Origin of the sequence: Sporichthya sp. (assembly GCF_013815995.1) — a bacterium.
Classification (GTDB): domain Bacteria; phylum Actinomycetota; class Actinomycetes; order Sporichthyales; family Sporichthyaceae; genus Sporichthya.
Genome location: NZ_JACDFE010000014.1, coordinates 1 through 25299, shown reverse-complemented (window position 1 = coordinate 25299; position 25299 = coordinate 1). Strand labels below are relative to the sequence as shown.

26 protein-coding genes are annotated in these 25299 nt (G+C 68.6%); 5 read left to right on the top strand and 21 right to left on the bottom strand.

Going from position 1 to position 25299, the window contains the following annotated elements; translation table 11 throughout:
• Positions 1-29 precede the first annotated feature (29 nt).
• The 5 genes from H0X00_RS03280 (at position 30) to H0X00_RS03260 (ending at position 5892) form a co-directional block, all read left to right on the top strand.
• Positions 30-1505 carry a hypothetical protein gene (locus tag H0X00_RS03280; RefSeq protein ID WP_293767296.1) on the top strand — a complete coding sequence of 492 codons (1476 nt, stop codon included), beginning with the start codon at positions 30-32 and terminating at the stop codon, positions 1503-1505.
• Positions 1502-2005 carry a DapH/DapD/GlmU-related protein gene (locus H0X00_RS03275; RefSeq protein WP_293767295.1) on the top strand — a complete coding sequence of 168 codons (504 nt, stop codon included), beginning with the start codon at positions 1502-1504 and terminating at the stop codon, positions 2003-2005. The genes H0X00_RS03280 and H0X00_RS03275 overlap by 4 nt, the downstream gene beginning before the upstream one ends.
• Complete coding sequence (locus H0X00_RS03270; RefSeq protein WP_293767294.1) at positions 2002-3504, top strand: hypothetical protein; 1503 nt, start codon at positions 2002-2004, stop codon at positions 3502-3504. Before H0X00_RS03275 ends, H0X00_RS03270 begins: the two co-directional genes overlap by 4 nt.
• Positions 3501-4415, top strand: a complete 915-nt coding sequence (locus tag H0X00_RS03265; protein ID WP_293767292.1) for a glycosyltransferase — start codon at positions 3501-3503, stop codon at positions 4413-4415. The genes H0X00_RS03270 and H0X00_RS03265 overlap by 4 nt, the downstream gene beginning before the upstream one ends.
• A gap of 145 nt (positions 4416-4560) precedes the next feature.
• A complete protein-coding gene (locus H0X00_RS03260) occupies positions 4561-5892 on the top strand; it encodes an ISL3 family transposase (RefSeq protein WP_293767290.1) in 1332 nt (443 codons plus the stop codon).
• 256 nt (positions 5893-6148) lie between these two features.
• Here H0X00_RS03260 and H0X00_RS03255 read toward each other — a convergent pair whose 3' ends face one another.
• The 21 genes from H0X00_RS03255 to H0X00_RS03155 all read right to left on the bottom strand — a co-directional run.
• Positions 6149-6856: a class I SAM-dependent methyltransferase gene (locus H0X00_RS03255; RefSeq protein ID WP_293767289.1), complete on the bottom strand. Its 708-nt coding sequence runs from the start codon at positions 6854-6856 to the stop codon at positions 6149-6151.
• 105 nt (positions 6857-6961) lie between these two features.
• Positions 6962-7543 carry an FkbM family methyltransferase gene (locus tag H0X00_RS03250; RefSeq protein ID WP_293767288.1) on the bottom strand — a complete coding sequence of 194 codons (582 nt, stop codon included), beginning with the start codon at positions 7541-7543 and terminating at the stop codon, positions 6962-6964.
• A 526-nt stretch (positions 7544-8069) separates the two neighbouring features.
• A complete protein-coding gene (locus H0X00_RS03245) occupies positions 8070-8876 on the bottom strand; it encodes a methyltransferase domain-containing protein (RefSeq protein WP_293767287.1) in 807 nt (268 codons plus the stop codon).
• A complete protein-coding gene (locus H0X00_RS03240; RefSeq protein WP_293767285.1) occupies positions 8873-9697 on the bottom strand; it encodes an FkbM family methyltransferase in 825 nt (274 codons plus the stop codon). The genes H0X00_RS03245 and H0X00_RS03240 overlap by 4 nt, the downstream gene beginning before the upstream one ends.
• Complete coding sequence (locus tag H0X00_RS03235; RefSeq protein WP_293767284.1) at positions 9697-10722, bottom strand: glycosyltransferase family 4 protein; 1026 nt, start codon at positions 10720-10722, stop codon at positions 9697-9699. Before H0X00_RS03235 ends, H0X00_RS03240 begins: the two co-directional genes overlap by 1 nt.
• A 215-nt stretch (positions 10723-10937) precedes the next feature.
• Complete coding sequence (gene gmd / locus H0X00_RS03230; RefSeq protein WP_293767282.1) at positions 10938-11984, bottom strand: GDP-mannose 4,6-dehydratase; 1047 nt, start codon at positions 11982-11984, stop codon at positions 10938-10940.
• Positions 11985-12029: 45 nt separating this feature from the next.
• Entirely contained in the window at positions 12030-13493 is a 1464-nt protein-coding gene (locus H0X00_RS03225) for a sugar transferase (RefSeq protein WP_293767281.1), read from the bottom strand.
• Positions 13494-13609: 116 nt separating this feature from the next.
• A complete protein-coding gene (locus H0X00_RS03220; protein WP_293767280.1) occupies positions 13610-15181 on the bottom strand; it encodes a polysaccharide biosynthesis tyrosine autokinase in 1572 nt (523 codons plus the stop codon).
• A gap of 250 nt (positions 15182-15431) precedes the next feature.
• The gene (locus tag H0X00_RS03215; RefSeq protein ID WP_293767278.1) at positions 15432-16055 is read right to left on the bottom strand and encodes a hypothetical protein; all 624 of its coding nucleotides are present in this window, start codon (positions 16053-16055) and stop codon (positions 15432-15434) included.
• Between the two features lie 145 nt (positions 16056-16200).
• On the bottom strand, positions 16201-16707 hold the full coding sequence (locus H0X00_RS03210; protein WP_293767277.1) for a DUF3180 domain-containing protein: 507 nt from the start codon (positions 16705-16707) through the stop codon (positions 16201-16203).
• A gap of 113 nt (positions 16708-16820) precedes the next feature.
• Positions 16821-17381, bottom strand: coding sequence for a 2-amino-4-hydroxy-6-hydroxymethyldihydropteridine diphosphokinase (folK, locus tag H0X00_RS03205; protein WP_293767276.1), 561 nt, complete (start codon positions 17379-17381; stop codon positions 16821-16823).
• Positions 17378-17746 carry a dihydroneopterin aldolase gene (gene folB, locus H0X00_RS03200; protein WP_293767275.1) on the bottom strand — a complete coding sequence of 123 codons (369 nt, stop codon included), beginning with the start codon at positions 17744-17746 and terminating at the stop codon, positions 17378-17380. Before folB ends, folK begins: the two co-directional genes overlap by 4 nt.
• 121 nt (positions 17747-17867) lie before the next feature.
• Positions 17868-18308 carry a nuclear transport factor 2 family protein gene (locus H0X00_RS03195; protein ID WP_293767274.1) on the bottom strand — a complete coding sequence of 147 codons (441 nt, stop codon included), beginning with the start codon at positions 18306-18308 and terminating at the stop codon, positions 17868-17870.
• Positions 18305-19120: a dihydropteroate synthase gene (gene folP / locus H0X00_RS03190; RefSeq protein WP_367186412.1), complete on the bottom strand. Its 816-nt coding sequence runs from the start codon at positions 19118-19120 to the stop codon at positions 18305-18307. Before folP ends, H0X00_RS03195 begins: the two co-directional genes overlap by 4 nt.
• A gap of 66 nt (positions 19121-19186) precedes the next feature.
• Positions 19187-19813: a GTP cyclohydrolase I FolE gene (folE, locus tag H0X00_RS03185; RefSeq protein ID WP_367186411.1), complete on the bottom strand. Its 627-nt coding sequence runs from the start codon at positions 19811-19813 to the stop codon at positions 19187-19189.
• A 27-nt stretch (positions 19814-19840) separates the two neighbouring features.
• Positions 19841-20857 carry a glycosyltransferase family A protein gene (locus H0X00_RS03180; protein WP_293767270.1) on the bottom strand — a complete coding sequence of 339 codons (1017 nt, stop codon included), beginning with the start codon at positions 20855-20857 and terminating at the stop codon, positions 19841-19843.
• Positions 20854-21774: a Gfo/Idh/MocA family oxidoreductase gene (locus H0X00_RS03175; RefSeq protein WP_293767269.1), complete on the bottom strand. Its 921-nt coding sequence runs from the start codon at positions 21772-21774 to the stop codon at positions 20854-20856. Before H0X00_RS03175 ends, H0X00_RS03180 begins: the two co-directional genes overlap by 4 nt.
• The gene (locus H0X00_RS03170; RefSeq protein WP_293767267.1) at positions 21771-22292 is read right to left on the bottom strand and encodes a dTDP-4-dehydrorhamnose 3,5-epimerase family protein; all 522 of its coding nucleotides are present in this window, start codon (positions 22290-22292) and stop codon (positions 21771-21773) included. The genes H0X00_RS03175 and H0X00_RS03170 overlap by 4 nt, the downstream gene beginning before the upstream one ends.
• Positions 22293-22316: 24 nt before the next feature.
• On the bottom strand, positions 22317-24368 hold the full coding sequence (gene ftsH / locus H0X00_RS03165; protein WP_293767266.1) for an ATP-dependent zinc metalloprotease FtsH: 2052 nt from the start codon (positions 24366-24368) through the stop codon (positions 22317-22319).
• Between the two features lie 69 nt (positions 24369-24437).
• Entirely contained in the window at positions 24438-24989 is a 552-nt protein-coding gene (hpt, locus tag H0X00_RS03160; RefSeq protein WP_367186409.1) for a hypoxanthine phosphoribosyltransferase, read from the bottom strand.
• Positions 24990-25056: 67 nt separating this feature from the next.
• The coding region (locus H0X00_RS03155; protein WP_293767265.1) for a TilS substrate-binding domain-containing protein at positions 25057-25299 on the bottom strand (243 nt) is incomplete at its 5' end.

The following is a 25299-nucleotide window of genomic DNA, read 5'->3' as shown; positions in this document are numbered from 1 at the left end:
CGGCGGATGCGCGTGCGGAGGGGAGAGTCATGACTGAACTCGTCCTTGTGTCGATGGTTGCGCTGCTGCTTCTGGTCGCGGCCCTGTCCGCCCCCCGAGACTCGAAGGGCACGCGTCATTTGTTATCCGGATACAACATCGTCCTTGCGAGCTTCGCGCTCTACGGGCTATTCCCGGCGATCATCCTCATGCTCCGGGGCGGCGAGTTCTACTGGGCACCAGGGTTCGATACCGACCACGGATTCGCTCGCGCGGTGGCACTCACCGCCGTGGCCTTGTTGGCGTTCCTCTACGGCTACTCAATCGCAACTCGGCGGCGACGCCGCCCGGCGGGATCCCGTCGAGTGCCGAACGCCGGCGCGGTGGTCGCCGGACCGTCCCGATCTGCGGCCGCACGGCCGGACACGGAGGGCTCGGACGAAGAGGCGCATCGCTCGGTCCCCGCCGCCTGGCAACTTGCGGCCGGATTGATCATTGCCGGACTGCTCATGCGGCTCTACGTCGTCACCGAACTGGGAGGCATGGGGCCAACGGTGGCGAGGTTGTCCGGGGCCAGTCGAGCACACCTTGCCCTCGACAACGTGGCGCCGCTGTTGATTAACACCATGACGCTGGCCGGCATCGCGAACGCCGGCGCGACCTGGTTCCTCGTCACGGCGATCAGGGTCCGGAGACCCGTTCAGCGGCCGACGATCTTGTTTGTGCTCATCCTCGCGTCGAGCTTCCTCGTCTCAGGCAAGCGCCTCGTGCTCATCCTGCCCCTGCTGGTCGTCGTCTGCGCGGTTCACGTCTACCGACGCCCCGTCACTTACCGATGGGCGCCTTGGCTGCTGCTCGCCGTCCCGGCATTGGGGATGGCCACGCTGATGACGCGCGTGTTTCTCCCCGCGTCCCAGGCCGACATCGTCATCAACCTTGACGATGTGGCGTACGCCAACGGGTCCGCTTTCAGCTTCTACTTCAACTCGCTGGAATTCTCGACGACCGAGATGATGGCGGTTGCCAGCGAATCCGCCGGCGAAATCAACTCCTCACTAGGCGGCAACGTCGACGCGTTTGTCACGACCAACCTGACGCCCTTCACCTACGCAATCCCGCGCGCTTTGTTCCCCGGGAAGCCCGAGTCCTACACGGACATGTCGCACGGGATCTCGGCGTCGGTCGAGAACAGCGATATCCATTACGCGACGGTCGGCTACGCGTGCACCCTTGTCGGCACGTCCTTCATCACTGCGGGCATCGTGGGCGTCCTCGCTGTGTTCGCGGCGTTGGGCTACGTGACGCGCCGCTATGACGAGTCGAACCTGGACCTTCCGCGCACGTTCGGAGCGCTGGTAAGACACGCGCTCGTTCTGACCGTCCTATTCCAGTACATGCGACAGGGAACGCTCGGCTGGACATTCATCGTCGCCATCTTCCAGCAGTACGGGTTCTTGATTGGCGCCGTGATGCTGCGCGACCGGCGGGCGCCGCGCCTGGCGCGACGGATGTCGGCCCGCCCATGATTGTCGAACGCTTCCCGGTGGCCACCGCCCGAATTGTCCACCGCCGGCTGCGCTCGGCCCGAACGCGAGCAGTGGCTGCCTCGTGGCGGAGGCGCCTCGCCGCGATGGGCCAGGAATCAACCATCGCCGCGACCGCGCGCATCTACGTGCCCGGCACGGTCACTCTAGGCCGGGACGTACATCTGAACGATTTCGTGCACATTTGGGGCGGCGGTGGCGTGACCATCGGCGACCACGTCATGGTGGCGTCGCACGCCGTGATCACCTCCCAATCGCATGACGTCAACGCCCGGGCCGCCGGGCTGCTGTACCGCGACACCGACGACTGGCGGCCCGTCATCATCGGAAGAAATGTCTGGATCGGCGCCGGCGCCTGCATCCTCCCGGGAGTGGAGATCGGGGACGATTCCGTGATCGCCGCGGGCGCGGTCGTCACCCGCAGTGTCGCTCCGCGCGCCTTGGTTATGGGCGTTCCAGGCAGAGTTGTGCGTCGCCTATGAGCACGTCGCTGCCGATGTCGGAGCACCGCACTCGTGGATTGTTCAGTGTGGCGAGTTCGGTGGTCTCAGCCGTTGCGTTGATCGCGCTATTCCGGCTGAGCCTCGAACTTCAATCCTTGGCTGCTGTGGGCCTGTGGGCGCTGTTGCAGGGGCTCTTCCTGATCTCCCGCATCGCCGGCTCGGGCCTCGGGTCCAACATCACCCGCCACGTGGCAGTGCTTCAGCGGGAGGGTTCACCGCTTCCGATTGGGTCGATGATCGGCGCCGGAATGTTGATCGGAGTCGTTCCGGTGCTCGCACTGTCGGCGTTGACGTTCCATCCGATCACCCAGTTCGTCCATCGACAGTACGGGGGGAAATTCTCCGCTGGCGAAATCAAAGGGCTGGCCGTGCTTTGCGTCCTGGCCGGAGTACTGTCGGCCGCCGCGGTGGTTCTGCTCGCCGTCAGCGAGGGCATGGGTCACCTGCGCGAGAACAGTCTCATTCTCATCGGCGGTAATTTGCTGTCGTTGGTGGCGGTATACCCCCTTCTCACGACCTGTGGTCTTGCCGGCATCGGCCTCGCCTACGTGGTGAATGCGGCCGCACAGCTCATCGGCGCGACCGTGTGGCTGGCTCACATCACGACGCCTCATCGTGGTCAGTCGTGGCAGGTCAAGGCGCAGCTCGCGGAGCTGACGAGCGAGAGCGTGCATCTCACGTCGATCGGCGTGCTCCGTCTCACGTTCGAGCCGATCACGAAACTGTTACTCGCCGGCGTGGGCTCGCTGGGAACGGTGGCCGCTTTCGAGCTCGCCCTGCGGGTCTCAACCCAAGCCCGCATCTTCTTTCAGGCTGGCGCCCAGCCCCTGCTCGTGCACGCGTCGCGACGTCAGCGCGAGCTCGCCCCGGAGATGATGGAGGCGTTCGAGCGCGGCCAAAAGGCGCTGTCGGAGATGTGCGCGCTCGCGATTGTCTGCCTTGCCTGCGGATCAGCCGCTGTCTCGTACGTGGGCTTGGGACGTTTGAACGATGAATTCCTGCTGTTCTTCGGAATTCTCGCCGGAGCGAACATGATCAACAGCACGGGCCTCCTAGGCTATTTTTATCAACTGAGTGCGGGCCGTCTGTGGCCGTTGGTAAAGATTCACCTGCTGATGGCGGCGCTGAATCTTGCGGCGGGTTCAGTTGGAGCCTTTGCCCTCGGCGAGGTCGGGGTCGTCGCCGCGTACGCCTGCACGCTTGCGCTCGGCGGAGTGCTCTTGATCAGCCTGTTACCGAAGGCCATCCGACGAACGGTGCGCCACACGCGGCGCGTCTGGTGGGCCTCGATCGCGGCCTCGGTTGCAGCGCTCGCGACCACCGCAGCCGTTCCCTTGGACGCTCAAAGGGGGGTAGCCGCACTGCTTGCACTGGTCGCCGTCATTCCGATGGCGATGGCTTATCGGTTGATCCCAGGGGCCCGCAACGCGGCTCGACCCGCCGAGCAGGCGTCGAGGGGAATGGAGATCGGGCCATGAGGTTAGCGGTGCTGATTGCTTCTCATAACCGCCGAGAAACCACGGTGGAAGGTCTGAGGCGACTCATCCCCGCCCTCGAGGCAATCCCGCCGCCGTTGCGCCCCCACTACTTCCTGGTGGAGGACGGATCCACTGATGGCACTGGCGACGCCGTTCGCCTCGAGTTCCCCCAGGTTCGGGTCATCCAAGGATCGGGAGCGCTGTTCTGGGCCGGTGGGATGGCCCTCGCCTATGCCGAAGTCCAACGCCAGCCAAAACCCTTCGACGTCTACCTGCTGTTCAACGATGACGTCCGCGTCGACGCCGGCGCCGTGTCATCGTGCGTGGCGACCTTCGACGAGTTGAACCGGACCCACCCGAGTGTTCTCGTCGGCGCCTGCACGTCCGCAGAGACGGGCGCCTACACCTACGGCGGGTGGATGCGTACGTCACGGATCAAGGTCTTGGGGTTCAACCAGGTGTTCGGCGAAGGCGGCCGCCGGGAAGTGGACACGTTCAATGGAAACTTCGTGCTCATTCCCGCACGAGTGTTTGAGTCGTTGGGAGGATTGGACGGCGAATATCGACACGCCTACGCCGACCTCGACTTCGGCTTACGCGCTCAGCGCCAAGGCGCCCGCATATTCGTAAACGAAGTCCCTGTAGGCACTTGCGAGCGGGGAACCACATTGGCGGACCGAGCTTCGCGAATGGACGTTCATTCAGCGTGGCGCACTCTGATCACCGGACCGTCCGGCTTGACGCCGTTTGTACGCTTCGCCTGCCGCCACGGCGTCCCTGGGCTCGTCCCGATTTACTTCTGCCACGAGCTTTCAACGAGACTAAGGATCCTCTTGGCTTCTCGTCCCCAGATCCGTGCGATTGGCCGAGCGGTAGGGGGTCGGCTCAGCCCGCACAGCGTTCATAGGTGACGTTCCAGCCCTCGATTATGGGGGCTCTTCGAACTTGACCGGGCAACCTCACCGGTCGGGGCCTGTCGGCGTGCTGAGCTGGGGGTGCCCGTGACCTCTTGAAGTCTGACTGTTGCGAAGGCAGCAGACCAGAGAGGCCACGGGCGTGAGTCAGAGTACGACGTTGTTGTTCGGGCTGCCCGGAGTACGGGTCCAGCGTGTCCAGGTCGGGGAGTTCGGTGCCCGGATCGTGCACGTGATCACGGCCGCAGAGGTACTGCCCGGGTGCCCGGAGTGTGGGGTGGTCTCGACCTCGGTGAAGGGTCACGCGAGCATCACACCGCGGGATATCCCTTACGGGGAAAGGGAAATCGCGGTCATCTGGCACAAGCGCCGGTGGCGGTGCCGGGAGTCCGCGTGCGAGCGGGCCACCTTCACCGAGTCGATTCCGGAGGTCCCGCCGCGGCAGCGCACCACCGGGCGGCTGCGTCGCGGGATCGCCGCTGCCGTGGCTGATTCCGCGCGCAGCGTGTCCGAGGTCGCGTCCGCGTTCGGGGTCACCTGGCCCACGGCGAACACCGCGGTGACCGAGGCGGGAAACGTTGAGCTGGGCGAGCCGGAACCGACCGCGGTGCTCGGGATTGATGAGACCCGCCGCGGGCGCCCACGCTGGACCCAGGACCCGGTGAGCACCCGATGGGTGCGCACCGATGCCTGGGACACCGGGTTCGTGGACCTGGCCGGTGAGCAGGGCCTGCTCGGGCAGATCGAGGGCCGCACCAGCGCCTGTGTGGTCGAGTGGCTGAACGAGCGCACGCCGGCGTTCCGGGCCGCGATCGCCTTCGTGGCGATCGACCCGGCCGCGGTCTACGCCAAGGCGATCACCACCCCCGGCCTGCTCCCGAACGCGGTGCTGGTGGTCGATCACTTCCACATCGTCGCCCCGGCCAACGCCGCGGTGACCAAGGTCCGCCGCCGGGTGATCTGGGAACAACACGGGCGCCGAGGCCGCAAGCTCGACCCGGCCTGGGCGAACCGGCGCCGCCTGCTCACGGCCCGGGAACGCCTGAGCGAGAAGGCATTCGCGGCGATGTGGAACTCGGTGATCGACTCCGAACCGAGCGGGCAGGTCATCAGCGCCTGGATCGCCAAGGAGCAGCTGCGCGGCGTCCTGGCCCTGGCCCGCACCGGCGCCGACCGCTCCCAGATCTACGCGAAGCTCTACGGCTTCTACCGCTGGTGCGCCCGCGCCGAGATCGAGGAGCTGGCCACGTTGGCGACCACGATCGAGACCTGGTGTCCCGCGATCGCGGAGTTCATCGACACCGGCATCACCAACGCCCGCACCGAAGGAATCAACCGGCTGATCAAACAGGTGAAACGCTCGGCCTGCGGCTTCCGCAACGTGGAGAACAGCCACCGACGGATACGTTTGCACGCGACCCGGAAACACCGGGCAGCAACAGCAGCTTCACGAGCGTTGCCCGCTCAACTTTGAAGAGCCATTATGGGCCCGGCACAACTTCGGCGGACGGATCCGACGGCGAACGATCCAGTCGCCGAGTGAACCGTCCCGGGTTGTCCGGAGACGCCGGGGCGGTTCAGTGGGTACGAAGTGCGATATCGCGGTCGGTCTGACGAGGCAGCACCCGCGTCGAAGCGCGCGCGTGCAAGGCCGGTTGGGGCCTCAAGAGGGATCCGATCCAATTCTCCGTCGTAGGTATGGCGGTGGTGCGCGCGTCTCGCCGTCGGGCCTACGACCGCAACATCAAGGTTTCGTGGAACGTGAAGCAGGTTCGCGCGGCGAGCGGCACCGTACGCAGCGCAATGTCCTTCACTCGCCAGGAGAGATTCCGCCCCAACGACGCGTCGCCGAACCGTGCGTGCCCGGGATTCGTCGTGAACTGGTTGAGAACCTCGAACCCGCTGCTCTGAGCCAGATGTCGGATCGACCGAGCCGTGTATTTGTTGATGTGGCCGAGCGCGTCGAGGTGGTAGTCCCGGGGCGTGCGCCAGTGCAGCTCCAGCGGAACCTCGACGAGCACGTGACTTGCGATCCGCTTCGCCTCGTACAGCAACACACGTGGATGCTCGAGGTGCTCAACCACGTGGCTGAGGATCGCCAGATCCGCGCACCCGTCCGCGAGGTCAACATGGCCTCCCGCGGTGAGCCGGAAATCAGCGCCGGGGATGGCTCGTGCGCGGGCCTCCTCGATTCCCGACGTGGAGATGTCCATGCCGAGGTAGGACCCGGGGAAGGATCGACGCAGCAGCTCAGCCGCTAGAGCCCCCTCGCCACAGCCGAGCTCAATCACGCGGGGGGCCGAAGGTAGTCCTGCTGCTCTGTGCGCTCGGATGACATTGTCAGCTTTGCTCACTGCGCCGGCGTCCCTCCACGCACGCAGGGCGCTGTGCGCGTACATGTCCTGGTACAGCCGCGAAATCGTGGCGTTGGGTTTCATGAGGTTCCTCCTAATAGTGAGTCTGTGTCGAGGCACGCGAGTGGACGTTGGACCTGCTGACATCGTCTCGGCGGCAGGCGACACAGCGCCCGGATTGACGCACCATCAGGCCTCAAGAACACCTCCTGCTCCGCCCTTGCGCTGCACACCGGCGAAACTCCGGTAGGTGACGTTCCATCCCTCCACTTTGAGCGGCACCATTCCCTGATTCCGTAACCGACGAGTGACCTGCACGATCGAGCGGACCGAGCAGGGTTGATCGAATTCGACGCACAGCACGTCCGGCATCGAGCCAGTCCGGAGCAACGAGGAGAGGACTTCGTGCTCGGCGCCTTCGATGTCCATCTTGATAAGGTCGATGTGGTCGTCTCCGAGCTCATCCATAAGCGCCCGTATGGGTCGTACCCGAGCCACGAAGTAGTCCTGCGTGCCCTGCAGGTTCATGACCGAATGCGAGACGTGGCGGGCATCAGTGGGAGCAAAGAATTTGAGGGACCCGTCCCGCGACCACCACCCCACCGGGTGAAAGGTGAACCGCTCGGAGTGCGGGTCGCAGGCCTCCACATGCGCGATGGCCCGCGGAGTTGGATCGAACACCCGGACGGTGCATCCTCGCAGGAATAAGGCAAGGTCGAAGCTGATGTCTTCCCCGGCGCCACCGCAATAGGCGATAGCGCCCGCACCCACCACGTCCTCCGGTACCCACCAGCCGCCGTAGGCCGTGCCCAGTCGGACCAGGATGCACCCCCGCGCGTCCGCTCGAAGTCGAATATGGAGCGCCCTTTGACGAGCACGCCGGACAGCGCTACGCCACGCGCGCTGACCCAGCACCATCGCTTGGGCCCCGGGTCGTGGGCCCAAGGCGGTGGATTCCGCGGTGGTCACGAACCCACCGTCCAACGCAGTGCTCGCGGGGGACCGCCTCGTGTGACGGCCGCGAGCGGGAACGCGAGCACGAAAGTGAACCGGAAGGATCGGTCGAACATGAACGGCGCGGTCAGACCGAACACGAGGGCACCAACGAAGCCGGCCGTCAGGGCCGACGCCAGCGCAGGCGGCGCCGGATTGCGACCGAAGAGGAGGCGCCGCACGGAAACGAGGACGACCATGTCGTGATGCCCCCGGATCGCCGGGTCGGATAGCACTGTCCAGCCGTGGCGGGACGTTGACTTGAGTCCGCTCTGCACCCCCCGTCGGAGGTCCCGCGTCGGCATCAGGAAACGCCGCCCGGGCGAGTCGCCTCCGGTGGACCGAGCCTGCGCTGAATGAAGATGTAGAGCATCGACCGGTAGGGCCGGGGCGCCCGGTGGAGGATTCCGTCCGCGAGGCGCCAGGCGGCTGCCGAGGAGCCGGCGTAGGCCGGTTCATTGTCGGCGGCGTAAGTGAAGTGGTCGTAGCTCTCCTCAGGGAACAGCCGGCGCAGATCGGCAACCGCATTCATCCGGTAGCGAGTTGGGAACGTGTCCCGTTCCTGCTTCGACGGCTGGAGGCGACGCAACGCCGCTTTGTGTAACTGGTTCGGGACGACCCTTGCGCCCAAGGCGATGTAGCCCCTCTTATTAGGCGTGCGCGCGCACAACCACCCGCCCGGACGCAGTACCCGCCCGATCTCGGCCGCCACGTGCTCCGGTGACTCAATATGTTCGAAAGTGAAATCCGAGAGCATCAGATCCACCGAAGCGTCGGCCAACGGGAAGCCACCGTTGGGTTCCAGCACGTGCGCCTCGTCGAGACTCGGGTTGGCCAGCACCGCCGGATCAACGTCCAGCCCGATGACACGCCGTACCTTGCCCTGCAGTCGGCGAAGCTCACGGCGGTACGCGACCGTATCCTCGAGGAACGCCCCGCGGCCGGCGCCGAGATCGACGACGGTGTGGTCGGGGGCGAGCAGAGCATTGATCCGAGAGTAGAACTGAATAGTCCCGTCAACGTGGCTGAAGCCCCCCGCACCCATCTCCGGGTAGCCCAGCCGCCGGGACGTCGCCGAAACGGACGCCGGCACGAGGATGTCCTGGGTCATGGCCGAGCCACCAAAGCCAACGCGCCCAGGGCGGCGTTGGCGGCCGCCCCGGTGCCTGATTGATCGGTGGTTCCGCGGGAGGTGAAGACGACGTCGGCCTGAAGCAGTCGACCGGTTTGCGGATCGCTGAATGAGGAGTCCCAGGCGTACAACTCGAAACCGATCCCTTCCATCCTTCTGAGCAAGCCGCCGCCGGGCTCTTGGCCCTCGTACAGGGTGACGAAGCTGATCTCGAGTTGAATCGCGCCCATCCTGGGCAGCAGGTCCGCGGCACCGTCGAGGATCCGGCCCTCGTATCCCTGCGTGTCGATCTTCAGCAGGGTGCGTTCGGGCGCGATGCCATACTCCTGGACCACATCAGCGACCGTCGACACCGGCACGTCGATCGCGTCCACGGTGGCCGAACCGGGGGCCGCGGCGATGTGAGCTGGCGTCATGCGCAGGATCGATGAGGAGTAGGAATTGCCGGCGACGTGCAGCCTGGCGGTTCCAGGTTCGGCGCCCATCGCCCGGTTGACCACCTGCCAACTCGGGTCGCGTCGGGCCCGCGATCGGAGGCGGGCGAACGCGGCGGGTAGCGGCTCGCAGGAGATGATCCGGCCGCGGTACCCGTTCGCCCGAAGCGCCGAGCCGAACTGCCCGATGTTGGCACCGACGTCGATGACGATGTCGATTCCCAGGCCGTGCGCAGCCCGCGCGACACGGGCCGGGAACGGGTCGCGCACCAAATCGAGGTTGTGCCTGCCCAGCACTTCGCGGACGCCGAGCTTGACCCGCTCGCGGGCGGCGTTGCGAACCTCCGGAAAGCGTCGGGTCACCATTAGATCCGTCCTTGTACCGGTGCGGCCGCGGCCGGCGAACGCTCGGCCATGTCGGGGGCGCTGCGCGCCGCGGGTATGCGGGCTATCCACTCTCCGAACCGCGCGGCGAGCACGTCGCGGTGGTACTCCCGGGCGGTGCTCAGATTGCGGGCGGACTCCTGCCGCCACCGCTGCGGATCAGCGAGGAGCTCTCTGATCGCTGTGGCCAGCGCGTCGGGATCGTCGGGCGCGACCAGACAGGCTGGATCGAGAAGCTCGGGGACTCCGCCGACGCGGGTGGCGACGGCGGGCAGACCCCGCGCCATTGCCTCGACCAGCGCCCGCGGTAGGCCCTCCTGCCTCGAGGCCAGGACGAATAGGTGCGAGGTGTCGAGAATTCGGGTCAGGGCCGCGCGATCGCTGACCGTGCCGAGGAATCGGACGCGCTCGGCGACGCCGAGTTCGCGGGCGAGCGCTTGATTGCGCTCCTCCAATCGGCCGCCGCCGACCAGGTCGACGCTGACATCGACGCCGTCGGCCCGCAGCTTCGCCGCCGCGCGGATGAGGTCATCCTGGCCTTTGTAGGTGGCCTCCATCGTCCCCACCGTCACCAGGCGGAACGGCGGGCCGCTCCAGTCGCGGGAGCCGGTATTTGCCACCTCGTCGATACGGACGTCGGACACCCCCACCGCCGGGACACCGATGGGGGATGGGTAGCGCGCCTGCAGCGCATGGGCGGTGACGTATCGGGCGGCGCCCGCGTGGCCGACGACCCATCGCACATGTCCCTTGACGACGGGTGACAGGACCCGGCCGCATCGACCCAGGGCACCTCCGTCCACGGCGTCGGCGGCATCGCCGACGACGTCCACCGCGTAAGACCGGCGCAGGACCCGGCAGGCGATCGCGGCCACCGAGGTCACCGCTCCGGGCACCCGGAGCACCACGTACTCCGACCGGCGAACCGCGGCGAACACGGCCGCGACGAGGGCCGGAGCGGTCCTGAGCAGCCCGCCAATTCCCACGTAGTAGGGCAGGGCCACCACCTCGACGCCCTCCAGCGGGGTGCTAGCCGTGCCCGCTGCCGATGCCGTTCGGCCCGCGACCCTGACGCGACGACCACTCGCCACGTAACTAGCCCAGGCCGCCGAACCCCGACCGCCGTCCATTGCGGCAGGCTGCCCGTCGCTGTCTCGACCGAAGCGGTCCTCGGTGAAGACCGTCACCCCGGACCAGACCGGCCCCCCGGAGTTGGGTCGCCTCATGCACGCGACCCGACCGCGACCAGGACCGACGGTGCGTCCCCCCGCACTGTCCGGCCGGTGAGCTGATCATCCAGCAACGCGATGTCGGCGTTGACCATGATCCGGGCCAGATCGTCCCAGTGGGTCCGGGCGACCCAGCCGAGCTTCTCCCGCGCCTTGGAGGGGTCCCCGAGCAGGTAGTCGACCTCGGAGGGGCGGTAGTACTGCGGATCGATCGCGATGTGGTCCGCGGCGTTCAGACCGGCGGCGGAGAAGGCGACCTCGGCGAATCGCTGCACCGTGGCACCCACCCCGGTGGCGAGCACGAAGTCCTGCGGCTCGTCGGCCTGCAGCATCCGCCACATGCCCTCGACGTACTCCGGCGCGTAGCCCCAGTCCCGGATCGCGTCCATGTTGCCCATGTGGACGGTGTCCTGCAGCCCCGCCGCGATGCGGGCGACGGCGCGGGTGATCTTCCGCGTCACGAAGGTTTCGCCGCGGCGCGGGCTCTCGTGATTGAACAGGATCCCGTTGACCGCATACATGTCGTAGGCCTCGCGGTAGTTCACGCAGGACCAGAAGCTGTAGAGCTTCGCCACGCCATAGGGCGAACGGGGATGGAACGGCGTGTCCTCGCGCTGGGGGGGTGGTGTCGACCCGTAGAGCTCCGAACTCGACGCCTGGTAGAAGCGGGTGTCGATCCCGCTGGCCCGGATCGCCTCCAGCAGCCGGATCGATCCCAGCCCGGTGATGTCGCCGGTGTATTCGGGCATGTCGAAGCTGACCCGAACGTGACTCTGCGCGCCGAGGTTGTAGACCTCGTTCGGTTGGATCTCACGCAACAGGTTGACCAGGGCGCTGCCCTCGGACAGGTCGCCGTAGTGCAGGTACAGCCGGCGTTGATAGTCGTGCGGGTCCTGGTAGATGTCGTCGAGGCGGCCTGTGTTGAAGGTGGAGGCGCGACGGATCAGGCCGTGCACCTCGTAGCCCTTCGCGAGCAACAGCTCGGCGAGGTATGAGCCGTCCTGACCGGTGATTCCCGTGATCAGTGCTGAGCGTGCCATCGCTACCTCTCCCCTATCGATTCCCTAGCGCGCCGATACGGCGGGCTAGTACGCCCCAGATCCGGTGGCCACCGCGCGAGCGGTCCGCCACAAGATCGCGAAGTCGTGTCCGAGTGACCAGTTCTCCACGTACCGCAGGTCGAGGAGCTCCGACTCTTCCCACGACAGGTCCGCCCGCCCGCTGACCTGCCACAGGCCGGTCATGCCCGGCTTGACCAGCAGCCGCCGGCCCATGTCCGGCCCGTACGCGCAGACTTCGCCGGGAAGCGGGGGCCGTGGCCCGACCAGCGACATCTGACCCCGCATCACGTTGAAAAGCTGCGGCAGCTCGTCGAGCGAGTGGCGCCGGAGCACTCGCCCGATCGGGGTGACGCGCGGGTCGTCGACCATCTTGAACAGCGGCCCGTCGGAGGGGTCCCGTCCTACCAGCCCCGGCCTGAGTTCCTCGGCGTTGACCACCATCGTGCGGAACTTCCACATGCCGAATTCGCGACCACCCACACCGACCCGAATCTGCCGGAAGAACGGGTTGTGCCGGTCGCGGGCCCAGATCCCGGCGACGATCGCGACCATCACCGGGGCGATCACGATCAGCCCGACCAGGGCCGCGCTGCGGTCGAACAAGCCCTTGACCACCCGCGCCGGCCCGGACAACCGGGGCCGTTCAATCTGCAGCATTGGGGAAAAGGCGGCCAGTCGCACCGTGATGCGGCCACCCGTGATTTCTGTCAGCCCGGAACAGACGATGAGGTCGGCTCCGCACGGCTCGAGGTCCCAGGCCAGACGCCGGAGCCGCTGCCCGGAGAACAGGGCGGTGGGCAGGACGGTGACCAGGTCCGCCTCGACCGCGCACGCGACGCTCACGATGTCAGCGAGGCCACCAGCGACCGGGACAGTGAAGGAGTTCAGGTCCGCGCGGGTGTCGGACACGCACGCCGCCACCACCTGCATCCCGTGGCTTGGGTCCTTCTGCAGCCGCTCGACGGTGGCCTGTACCGCAGACGTCGATCCCACGACAACGGTGCGCTGCACACAGCGCCCGCGCCGCCTCTCGCGGTGCAGCCACGACCGCTGCCCGCACCGGCCCAGCAGACTCAGCACGACGACGCTCGGAATCGCGATCACGACGTATCCGCGGGCGAAGTCCGTCTTCGTCGCGTAGGAGGTGAACGCGACCGCGGCCATCAGCGCGACCCCGGCGCGGAAGACGCGCGTGGTTTCCTCCGTGCCCACGCCGATGAACCGCTGGTGGTAGCCCCGGCTCACTGCGACCAGCCCGACCCAGAGGACCGAGAACGCCAACGACCCGCGCAGGTATCCCGCCGGGGCATCGCCGCCGAACCGCACCAGAAGCCCGAGGCCGATCGCACTGATGGCGGCCAGCAGATCGATCGCGACGCTGGTCCGGGTGTACTGAGGCTTCCAGTTCCGCTGCCGACGCGACCGCGGCTGGACGCGGACCTGCGCGACCAGCCGTTCCTGCTCCGCAGCGGCCCGCTGCAGTCGCATGGCGGGGATGGCCGAGGGGGCGGGTACCCGTGGCCGGCCGAGCCGTGGTCCGGCCGGGGTCGGGGGGACCACCGACGAATCCGGATTCGAAGAGCGCAACATGACGGCCGACGCGCTCAGGCGCCGGCGATGCGGTGCTCGGGGCCGTGGGAGGCAAAACCGTTCAACGGCGCACCGGTGGTCGGGAACGTGAGGGGCACGACAAGCTCGGGCGTGCTCCGCGCCTCCGGGAGCAGGGGCGTCCAGTCCAGACCCGACGACGGGGCGGCGTGCCGGGCCGGCGGCGTCGAGTCGAGCGGCGGCGCGGGGTCGGACGTATCCGCGACGCCCTGCACGAACTCCGGGCGCGCGCTGTAGCCGTAGTGGTACGCATAGCCGGACCGGCGACTCGAGCGCGGCGCCATCGTCAGCACTGTGCCGATCAGATTGGCCGACACCCGGTGCAACGTCTCGGCCGCGGCGGCGACCTGATCGTGCGTCACCTTTCCGTGCCGGGCCACCAGCAGCGTGCCGTGGGTCTGCGCCGCGAGCACGCAGGCGTCGGCGACCGGCAGCGTCGGGGTGGCGTCGAAGAGGACGATGTCGTAGCGGGTGGCGACCTCGTCGAGCAGCTCGCGCATCTGACGCGACGCCAGCATCTCGCTGGGATTCGGCGGCAGCGGCCCCGAGCCGAGAAAGTCGAGCTGGCTGTTGCCCCACGGCTGAATCGCGTCGTAGAGGTACACCCGGCTGGTCAGGACGCTGGTCAGACCGACCGCGTTGTCGAGCCCGAGGTAGGCACCGGCCCGCGGCCGGCGCAGGTCGGCCTCGACCAGCAGCACCTTTGCGCCGCTCTGGGCCAGGGCGATGGCCAGGTTGCAACTCGTCGTCGTCTTGCCCTCGTTGGGCAGGGCGCTGGTGACCACGATGAGCTTCTGCGAGTGGTCCAGGTCGACGTACTGCAGGTTTGTGCGCAGCTGCCGGAAGGCTTCGGCCAGCGGAGACTGCGGGTTGTCCGCCACCACCAGCGGCCGCGACTTCACCGAGCTGTCGTACACCGTGACACCCAGCGACGGTGCCTGGGCGAACTCGACGAGGACCTCGCTGGACTTCACCGACCGGTCCAGGGTGTGCCGGGCGATCGCGAGGCCGACACCGAGCATCAGGCCGAGGATCGTGCCGAGGGCAGCGTCCCGAACGGGCTTCGGGGACACCGGCTGCGTCGGAAGCGGCGGGGTCTGCACCTGACGCGCGGCCACGGCCGGGTCGGCGTCGCCGATCGGCTTCTCGACCTCGGCGACCAGGGCGATGAAGTTGGTGGAGGCGAGCTCGGCGATGCGCTGCGCGCGCTGCGGCGAAGGGTCGGTGACGGTGATGGTGAGCAGCACCGTGTCCGGCCTCGCCGAGGCGGAGATCGTGCCCGGCGCCACCGGGCTGCCGAGCTCCGCAGAGACCTGTTCACGCAGGCGCCGGTCGGTCGCGAGTTGGGTGTAGGACTTGATCTTCTGTTCCGAGAGCAGGCTGCCCTGGTAGGCCTGCGAGACGTCCTCGCTGAGGCCCGGCGTGGAGATGAAGAACGTCGCGCTGGTCGCGTACTGCGGGGTGGCGAGGTAGGAGTGCGCGGCCGCGCCGCCGACGCCGAGGATCAGGCCGAACACGACCAGCAGCCAGCGTTCACGAAGCACCCGGACGTAATCCTGGAAAGTCACGTGATGCCCCCGGCCGCCTGTGTGGTTGTTCGAATCGCTAAAAACCAACCACGCAGAGTCACAGTCAGGGCAGGACCAGGAGGGTGAATCTCCGGCCTTGCGGACCTGTGTCCGGATATCGCCTGCTCCGGGGCGCGCCTGCGCCCCCGCCCGGCCCCGGGAGGACCTTGCGGGCGGCCAACGTCACCCACACGGCCCAATGCGAAGGACCCGGCCCCCACCGGGCCGGGTCCTTCGTTCGCGGGGTGGCTTAGGCGCTCTTGGCGATCGGCAGCTCGTCGATGACGCCCACCACGATGTCCGTTTCCAGTTCGAGCTCGATGGTCTCGTCGTGCATGGTGAGATCCAGCTCGCCGGAGGTCCGCAGGCTGGCCACCCAGGCGTCGATCCAGTCGCTGGAGTCGGAGTCCGCGTCGTCGTTGCCGAAGCTCTGCAGGACCGCCGCAGCGGCCTCGAACGCGGCTGCGGTGAGCAGGCGCTGGTCGGAGGCCTCGCGCTCGGCCAGCTGAGCCTTGGCGCGCTCGGCGCGGGCCTGCCGGACGATCTCGTCCGCCTCGGCCTTCTCGGTGCGCAGCTGGGCGATCTCGGCCCGCAGCTCGGCGGACTCGCTGTGCATGGTCGCCATCTGGGTCTGCAGGCCCTTGATGCTGGCGCTGAGTTCCGTCAACTGCTGGGTGAACAGGGACTCGTCGCGGCGTCGCATGGACTCCTGCAGGGCGAGTTCACTGTTGAAGCGGCGGCCGCGCCGGACCGAGTGCGCTACCAGGCCGAGAGCGATCAGCCAGGAGGCGACGACGGCCAGGCGCAGGACCTGGATATCACCGGTGACAACGGCGAGGGCGAGGCCCGCGGTCGCAACGGTTCCGAGGCTCACGCCGGAAACGGTCTTGACGGCTGGCAGCTGCTGGCGATGGCGACCACGAGTCATGACGCGAAAGTAACCCCTGTGACGACAGTTTCCGATGAGGCACGCCGGGACGTGAGAGGCGTGTCGTTACCAATGTGATCTAAGGGGCAAATCAACCCGCGTGATCGGCCCGCGGACCCGGCAGACCGGGGGTGTCGGTCGGGCCATCGCCGGGCACCCGGCAGACGTGCTCCAGGAACAACGCGGCGCCCACCACGGCCAGCGCTGTGACCCCGGCGGCCAGGGCGGTGGAGGCCAGGTCGGAACGGCCGGGCTCGCCCAGATCACCGGCCAGAAAGAGCGTGTAGCCGCCGTAGCCGCCGGCCATCGCCGCCCCTACCGGCGAACTGGCCCGGGCCAGCACGACGTAGCGCGCGGTGGCGAGCGCGTTCAGGGGCCGCGCGGCCGCACGCCGCTCCCGCAGCGCGGCCAGCCGGGACCGGGTGGTCACGGCCACCCCGACCAGGACCGCAGCCAGCAGCCCCAGGACGGCCGACGCGGCCGGCGGGACCCGGGGCAGGGTGTTACCGCCGCCGTCGATCAACAGACCGGCCGACCAGCCGAACGAGCCCGCCAAAACCGCGATCGCGGCCAGCACGGGCAGCCGCGTTGGCCTCATAGTGACCTCAGCACCCTGACCTCAGCACCGTGGACTCAGCACTCTGGACAGCACCGTGGACTCAGCACTCTGGACAGCACCGTGGACTCAGAACCGTGGATCCGGGCCGGAGATCAGGCCGGCAGTTCCAGCACGACGTCGACCCGGAGCACCGAACCGGCGTCCAGGTCGGTCAACAGGTCGGCCACCTTGCCCCGGGTGACCAGCTCGGCGTCGGGCTCGACGTCGCGCCACGGCACCAGCACGAACGCCCGGGTGTGGGCCCGCGGGTGCGGCAGCGTGATGGCCGGGTCCACGAGCACGCGGTCGGCCAGGGCCACCACGTCGACGTCCAGCCGGCGCGGACCGGTGCGGTCCTCGCCCACGCGGGGGCGCCCGAAGGCCTCCTCCACGGCGTGGCAGCGCTCAAGCAGCGTGGCGCCGGACATCTCGGTGTCCACCAGCAGAATCGCGTTGTAGAACTTCCCGCCGTCCTCGGGCTTCTCCGGCTCGCTCTCGTAGACCGGGGAGACGCTCAGGCCCCAGATGCCGGGCGCGTCAAGGATCGCGTCGATCGCATTCTGCAGATTGGTCTCACGGTCGCCGGAGTTGGAACCGAGCGAGAGAACCGCTCGGCGGATCGGGCGGAGCTGACCGGTGAGGGTGTCATCGACGCCGGGGGAGGTGTCACTCATGAGCGGCTCCGCATGATCGTCACGGATACGTCCTCGAACGCGACGGAGACCGGCGCTTCGGGTTTGTGCACGGTGATCTGCACCTGCTCGACACCCTCGTTGTCCAGGCACATCGCAGCGATGCGCTCGGCCAGGGTCTCGATCAGGTTGACGGGCTCCCCCTCGACCAGGGCCACGACGCGGTCAGCGAGACCGGCGTAGTCCACGGTGTCCGTCAGGTCGTCGCTCTTGGCGGCGCGGCGGGTGTCGAGCCCGAGGTCCACGTCGATCAGGAACGGCTGTCCGTTCGCCCGCTCCGAAGCGAGGACCCCGTGCCGCCCGAAGCCGCGCAGACCCCGGAGGGCGACGCGGTCGAGTTGCTGCATTGCGGAGTACCTCTTCACTCGGCGGGAGAGCGGGTAGCTGCAACCTACCGGGCTGCACAAGGGACGCCACAACGCGACAGAAGCCTTAGTAATCCCTCAGCTACCCTCGGCTACTCAGGGTTCAGTCCTCGTCGTCATCGAGCGCGCTCGAGATCACCGGCGAGCCGTGCCGGACCCACAGCCGCCACCCCTCCGGGGTGCGCCGGAACACGTTGGTGGCCACACCCTTCGCGCCGGCGAACTGCGCGGAGTTCTCGTCGTCGTCGTCATCGTCGGCGGTGATGATGTTCTCGACGCAGGTCAGCACCGCGAAGTCGGTGCCCACCTCGACCTCGACGTCGGTGAGCACGAACTGGATGTAGGTCGTGTTCGCCATGATCATCGCCCAGGAACGCAGCACCTCGTCCCGGCCGCGCAGCGCGGGCCAGCCGGGGTGCACGCAGGTGACGGACTCCGCGAGTTCGCCGTTGACCCAGATCGCCTCCAGGGCGTCCAGGTCGCCGGCCTCGAAGGCGGCGTAGAAGTCCTCGTTGAGCTCGACGAGCCGGTCCCGGTCGCTCATCGAGCCACCGGTTTCGTCCGGGCGTTCGTCCAGGCGGCGGCCACCCGGACCGCGTCGGCGGTCGCGGCGGCCTCGTGCACCCGCACGCAGTAGGCGCCGTTCGCGGCGGCCAGGGCGGAGACGGCCGTGGTGGCGTCCTCACGGTCCCCCACGGGCCGCGCGGTGCCGTCCGCAGCGGGCAGCAGCCGGCCCAGGAAGGCCTTGCGGGAGGCGGCGAGGAGCACCGGACGGCCGAGCGCGTGCAGCTCGCCCAGCCGGGAGAGCAGCGCCCAGTTGTGCTCGGCGGTCTTCGCGAAGCCCAGCCCCGGGTCCAGGATCACCAGCTCGGGATCCACCCCGGCCGCGACCACCTCGTCGAGTCGCGCGGCGAGCTCGCGGCTGACGTCGGTGACCACGTCGTCGTAGACCGCGCGCGACTGCATGTCGACGCTCGGCCCCCGCCAGTGCATGAGGACGTACGGTACGCCCGCGGCCGCGACCAGCCCGACCAGTTCCGGCTCGGCCAGTCCGCCGCTGACGTCGTTGACCAGCACCGCGCCGGCCCCGAGCGCCTCCGCGGCGACCTCCGCGCGGGTGGTGTCGACGGCCACCGGGATGCCGTCAGCGGCCAGCTTGGCCACCACCGGGATCACCCGGCGCAGCTCCTCCTCGGCGTCCACCCGCACCGCGCCCGGGCGGGTCGATTCCCCGCCCACGTCGACCAGATCGGCGCCGGTGCGCATCAGCTCCCGGCCCCGTTCCACCGCGGTTTCGAGATCGAAGAACTCGCCGCCGTCGGAGAAGGAGTCCGGGGTCACGTTGACCACGCCCATCACCAGGGCGCGGTCACGCACCGGCAGGCCGGGCACGGCCCAGCGGGTCACCGTCGGCTCACAACATCATCGCCGCGCGCCCCGGGACTCCATGATCAGGCTCATCGCCTCAGCGCGGGTGCTGGCGTTGAGCAGGCTGCCGCGGACCGCGGAGGTGATGGTGCGCGACCCCGGCTTACGGACGCCGCGCATCGTCATGCACAGGTGCTCGGCCTCGATCACCACGATCGCGCCCTGCGGCTCCAGGATGCGCATCAGCGCGTTAGCGACCTGGGTGGTGAGACGTTCCTGCACCTGGGGGCGCTTGGCGTAGACGTCGACCAGGCGGGCCAGCTTGGACAGGCCGGTGATGCGGCCTTCGGGCGCGGGGATGTAGCCGATGTGCGCCAGCCCGTGGAACGGCACCAGGTGGTGCTCGCAGCAGCTGTACATCTCGATGTCCCGGACCAGGATCAATTCCTCGTGGCCGAGGTCGAAGGTCGTCGTCAACACGTCCTCGGGACGCTGCCAGAGCCCGGCGAACATCTCCGCGTACGCGCGGGCGACCCGGGCCGGGGTGTCCCGCAGGCCGTCGCGCTCCGGGTCCTCGCCGATGGCCGCAAGCAGCTCACGCACCGCGTCCTCGGCCCGCTTGGCGTCGTAGGGCCGCCGCGCACCGCCGTCGGGGTCTCGCAGGGAGATCGGGTGGACCATGCCGGCCAGCGTACGTTCCACCGCAGGTCAGTCTCGTCCCAGGCGGGCCCTGACCAGCCCCGCGGCCCCGCGCAACGGTGCGGTCAACGCCCACGACCGCGAGGACCGCAGCCGCTCGACCTCGGCGAGCGCGGCGGCGGCGACGGACGCCGAGCGCTCGACTTCCGCTCGGGCACGGCCATAGGCCCCGCGGGTGTGCTCATAGGCCCCGCGGGTGTGCTCATAGGCCCCGCGGGTGTGCTCGTAGGCCGCCATCAGGTCCTCCCGAGCCCAGAAGGAATCGGCCTGCTCGCGCTGCAAACCGTGCACCGCGGCCTCGCGCAGTGCGCGGCGGCCTTCCTCGGTAGCGATCCGCCTGCTCACCGCAGCGGCCTCCGCAGACCGCTCGGCGAGGGAGTGTCCGACGCGAGGCGGAGTGGGCAAGCCGATCGACTCCACGGCGAATCTCGTCCCGACGCGCAGGCCGGGCGCGCTGAGGAACTTTCGCCACATGTGTACGTCGGTCGGCATGTCGGTGGGTGCCGGGCTCCATCCCACCGGCAGCGCGCGGTACGCCTCGATGCGGTACCCCGCGGTCGACGGGCCGAACGAGGTCCACCGCCGGTCCACCATCGCCTGGCGCCACCGCGGGTCGGCGAGGTCCCCGGGGAGCGTGACCACCGTGCCGTCGGGCTTCAGGAGCGACGTGAGCAGGTTGCCGAAGTCGACCTCGGCGAGCAGGGCGGCCAGCTCCCGAAGGTAGTCCGGGAACCACAGGTCGTCGTCCGCGCTCTGGGCGACCAGGCTGCCGCGCGCCGAACCGAGAACGGCGTGCCGGTGGGCCTCGCCGTGCCGCTCCCCCTTCGGGAATGGGCGCACCGACACCCGCGCGTCGCGGCGGGCGAACTCCTCGGCGCAGGCGATCGTCTCCGGCGGAGCGCCGTCGCCGATCACGATCAGCTCGAACCGCGGCTCGGTTTGCGCCAGAACCGACTCGACCGCGTACGGGAGCAGCTCGGGCGTGCGGACCACCGGCAGCAGGACGGTGAACAGCGGCGTGGTCATGCCAGCCCGGCCAGCCGGCGGGCGGTGTCGACAGCCCGGACGACCGCCAGCCCCTCGGCCGCGGAGGACCGGGGCGGCGGGCCGCCCTGCAGGTGGTCGAGGAACGCGGCCAATTCCGCCGCCAGCGGCATCTGCGTCCCCACCGGCCGCACCCGGGTCTGCTCGGTGACGTCCTGACCGCCGACTCGGCCGGCCAGCACGATCGCGTCGTCGTAGGAATCGCCCAACTGGCCGGAGCCCTCCTCGCCGATGACGACCACGGAGCGGCGGTTGACCGGGTGGCTCACCGAGATCTCGCAGGTGACGTGGGGCCCGCCCGCGTCGCGCAGCGTGCACACCAGGTCCGAACCCGGCGCCGCTCCGTCCGGGGCGAACGCGGTGCGCACCGCTGGCAACGTTCCCAGCATCTCCAGCACGATCGACAGGTCGTGCGGGAGGAGGATCCAGACCGCGTCGACGTCCTTGTGCGCGTTGCCCCAGCCGAGGCGGTAGCTGCGGATCGCCAGGACCCGGCCGAACGCGCGGTCCCGGGCCAGGCGGCCCAGCTCCTGCACTCCCGGGTGGTAGCGCCACTTGTCCATCACGAAGATGCGGTCACCCGCCTGCTCCACCAGGCGGGCGGCGGCGGCGACGTCGTTGGTCATCGGCTTCTCGACGAAGATCGGCCGACCGCGAGGGGTGAGGGTCTCCAGCACGGCGGCGTGCAGCACGGTGGGCGGGGCGACGACGTACCCGTCCAGGTCGGGCAGCTCACCAGCGTCGGCACACACCCCGGCAGCACCGGCCGCCAGCGCCGCCTCCCGCCCCTCGGGCGACGGGACCGCGACGTGCACCGCAGCGCCGAGCACCCGCAGGTCGCGGTGGATCAGCCGGCCCCAGCGGCCGAAGCCGACCAGCCCGACCGCGAGCTCGCTCACGGTGCGCCGACGTCCGCATAGGCCATCCGCATCGCCTCGTAGCTGCCGGCGGCGCGGTCGCGTGGGGACAGCAGCGGGTCACCGATCGGCCAGTTCAGCCCCAGCTCCGCGGCGTCGAACCGACACCCCAGCTCGTCGTCGAGATCCCAGTACTCGCTCACGGCATACACGTGCACGGTCGGCTCCGGGAAGTAGAACCCGTGGCAGACCCCGGGCGGGATCGTCACCGCGATGGGGTCCTCGGCGCTCAGCGTGAGCTGCGCGCTCAGTCCGCTGGTGGGGCTGTCCGCGCGCAGGTCGTGCAGCCCGAGCAGCAGCGTTCCGGCCGCCACCATGAGGTAGTCGTGGTGCCGGCGGTGCACGTGCACCCCGCGGAGAACGTTGGCCGAACTGCGCACGGCATTCCACTGGACCGGGGCGGGGCCGGCGTCCCATTCGGCCCGAAATAATTCGACGAAAAGTCCGCGATCATCAAGGTGGGGGGTGAGTCGGCGAACCCCGACGCCAGCCAAGACCACGGCGTGGAGTCTATCGGCGCTGACTCAGGCGCTCGGGGGGTCCCACAGCGGGCGGCCGGCCCGGCCGGGGTTCGCGTCGGGCTCGTAGGCCGGGCGGTTGTCCTCCGGGACCGACGCGGGCGGGGTGGCCGTCTCCTCGGAGGTGATCCCCTTGGCCAGGGCGATCTCCTTGGGGGTGAGCACCGGAGCGCGGTTGGACGGGATGCGTGTCTCCGAGCCGGTCCAGGCGGGGCGCTGCGGCTTGCGGTTCAGGCTCGTGAAGATCTCGGCGATCTCCGCCTTGTTCAGCGTCTCCCGCTCCAGCAGCGCGACCACCAGGGCATCGAGGGTGTCCCGGTTGTCGGCCAGGATCTGGAAGGCCTCGTTGTGCGCGGTCTCGATGAGCTTTTTGATCTCAGCGTCGACGATCGCCGCGATCTCCTCGGAGTAGTCGCGCTGGTGACCCATGTCGCGGCCGAGGAAGACCTCGCCCTGTTCCTGGCCCAGCTTGATCGCACCGAGCCGTTCGGTCATGCCGTACTGGGTGACCATCGCGCGGGCCAGCGCGGTCGCCTTCTCGATGTCGTTGGCGGCCCCGGTGGTCGGGTCGTGGAAGATCAGCTCTTCCGCCGCCCGGCCGCCCATCATGTAGGCGAGCTGGTCGAGCATTTCGTTACGCGTGGTCGAGTACTTGTCCTCGTCCGGCAGCACCATCGTGTAGCCCAGCGCCCGGCCCCGGCTCAGGATCGTGATCTTGTGCACCGGGTCCGTGTTCGGCAGCGCCGCGGCGACCAGGGCGTGCCCGCCCTCGTGGTACGCGGTGATCTTCTTCTCCTTCTCGTTCATGAGACGAGAAGACTTCGCGGGGCCGGCGACGACGCGGTCGATCGCCTCGTCAAGTGCCTTGTAGTCGATGAACTTGCCGTCGTTGCGGGCGGTCAGCAGCGCGGCCTCGTTGAGCACGTTGGCCAGGTCGGCGCCGGTGAAGCCGGGCGTGCGGCGGGCGATCGAGAGCAGGTCGACGTCGCTGCCCATCGGCTTGCCACGGGCGTGCACCTTGAGGATCTCGTGGCGGCCCTGCAGGTCGGGGCGCTCGACGGCGATCTGACGGTCGAACCGACCCGGACGCAGCAGCGCGGGGTCGAGGATGTCCGGGCGGTTGGTGGCCGCGATCAGGATGACGCCGCCCTTGACATCGAAGCCGTCCATCTCGACGAGGAGCTGGTTGAGCGTCTGCTCGCGCTCGTCGTGGCCACCGCCGAGGCCCGCGCCGCGGTGCCGGCCGACGGCGTCGATCTCGTCGACGAAGACGATCGCGGGGGCATTGGCCTTGGCCTGCTCGAACAGGTCGCGCACCCGGGAGGCGCCGACACCGACGAACATCTCGACGAAGTCCGAGCCGGAGATCGAGTAGAACGGCACGCCCGCCTCGCCGGCGACGGCGCGCGCGAGCAGGGTCTTGCCGGTGCCGGGCGGGCCGTAGAGCAGCACGCCCTTGGGAATCTTGGCGCCCATCGCCTGGAACTTGCCGGGCGCCTCGAGGAACTCCTTGATCTCGACGAGTTCCGCGACAGCTTCAGCGGCGCCGGCGACGTCGGCGAACGTGGTCTTGGGCGTGTCCTTGGTGATCAACTTCGCCTTGGACTTGCCGAACTGCATGACGCGGGAGCCGCCGCCCTGCATCGAGTTCATCAGGAACAGGAAGATCACGACGATCAGCACGAACGGCAGCAGCGTCACCAGCAGCGAGACGAAGAAGTTCGTCCGCGGGTTGGAGATGTCGTAGGTCTCGATCTTGTTGGCGGACTTCTTCTCCTGGAGGAGGGCGCCGTATTCGGCGCCCTGACGCTCCAGGTAGGACGCCTGGATCTTCTTGTTCTTGACCTCGCCCTTGAGCTCGAGCTGGATGCGCGGCGAGGCGCCGCCGATCAGCTCGGCCTTGGTGACCTGGTCGCTGTTGATGGCGTCGATCGCGGTCGCGGTGTCGACCTTCTTGAAACCGTTCGCCGCGTCGAAGACCCGGCTGAGCAGAATGACGGCCAGGACGGCCACGATGATCCAGACCACCGGGCCGCGCAGATACCGCTTGACGTCCATCGCGCCGACGATACCTGCTCACCAGCCCCCGCGAGTTGCGCGCTCGCGCTTCAGAGCAGGTCAGACGCCTTACTCATAGACGTGCCGGGCCAGAGTTCCCACAAAGGGCAGGTTCCGGTACCGCTGGCGATAGTCCAGCCCGTAGCCCACGACGAACTCGTTCGGGATGTCGAAACCGACATATCGGATCGGAACCTCGACCTGGATCGCCTCCGGCTTGCGGAGCAGGGTGAAGACCTCCAGGCTCGCGGGCTGCCGCATCGAGAGGTTGCGCAGCAGCCAGGACAGGGTCAGCCCGGAATCGATGATGTCCTCGACCACCAGCACGTGCTTGCCGATCAGGTCGATGTCCAGGTCCTTGAGGATCCGGACCACGCCCGAGGACTTGGTCCCGGAGCCGTAGGAGGAGACGGCCATCCAGTCCAGCTCGACCGGGTGGGACAGCGCGCGGGACAGGTCGGCCATCACCATGACGGCGCCCTTGAGCACGCCCACCAGCAGCAGGTCCTGGCCCTGGTAGTCCGCGTCGATCTGCTTGGCGATCTCGGCCAGCTTCGCCTGGATCTCCTCGGCGCTGACCAGAACGCGATCCAGATCGGACCCGAGGTCGGCCTCGTTCACGCGCGACCGTCGCTTGCGTCAGCGAAAGGGGTCGCTATAGCGCTCGATGTCGCTGACGCAACGTGGTTCACGGGGCGCTCTCCTCATGCCGGGCGGCAAACAGGAGGGTGCCACACACCCTCGAGGCGCGGACCTGGCCCGGCAGATCCACCCCCTGCTGGCCGCGCCAGGCGAGCACCAGCGCCGCCAGCGATTCGACGTGCCCGGCGCTCAGGGCACCGGCGGGGCAGCCGGCCGCGATCGCGGCCGAACGCAGGATGCGGGTGCGGATCGCTTCCGGCACAGCGGCGAGCGCGGCACAGTGCAGGCC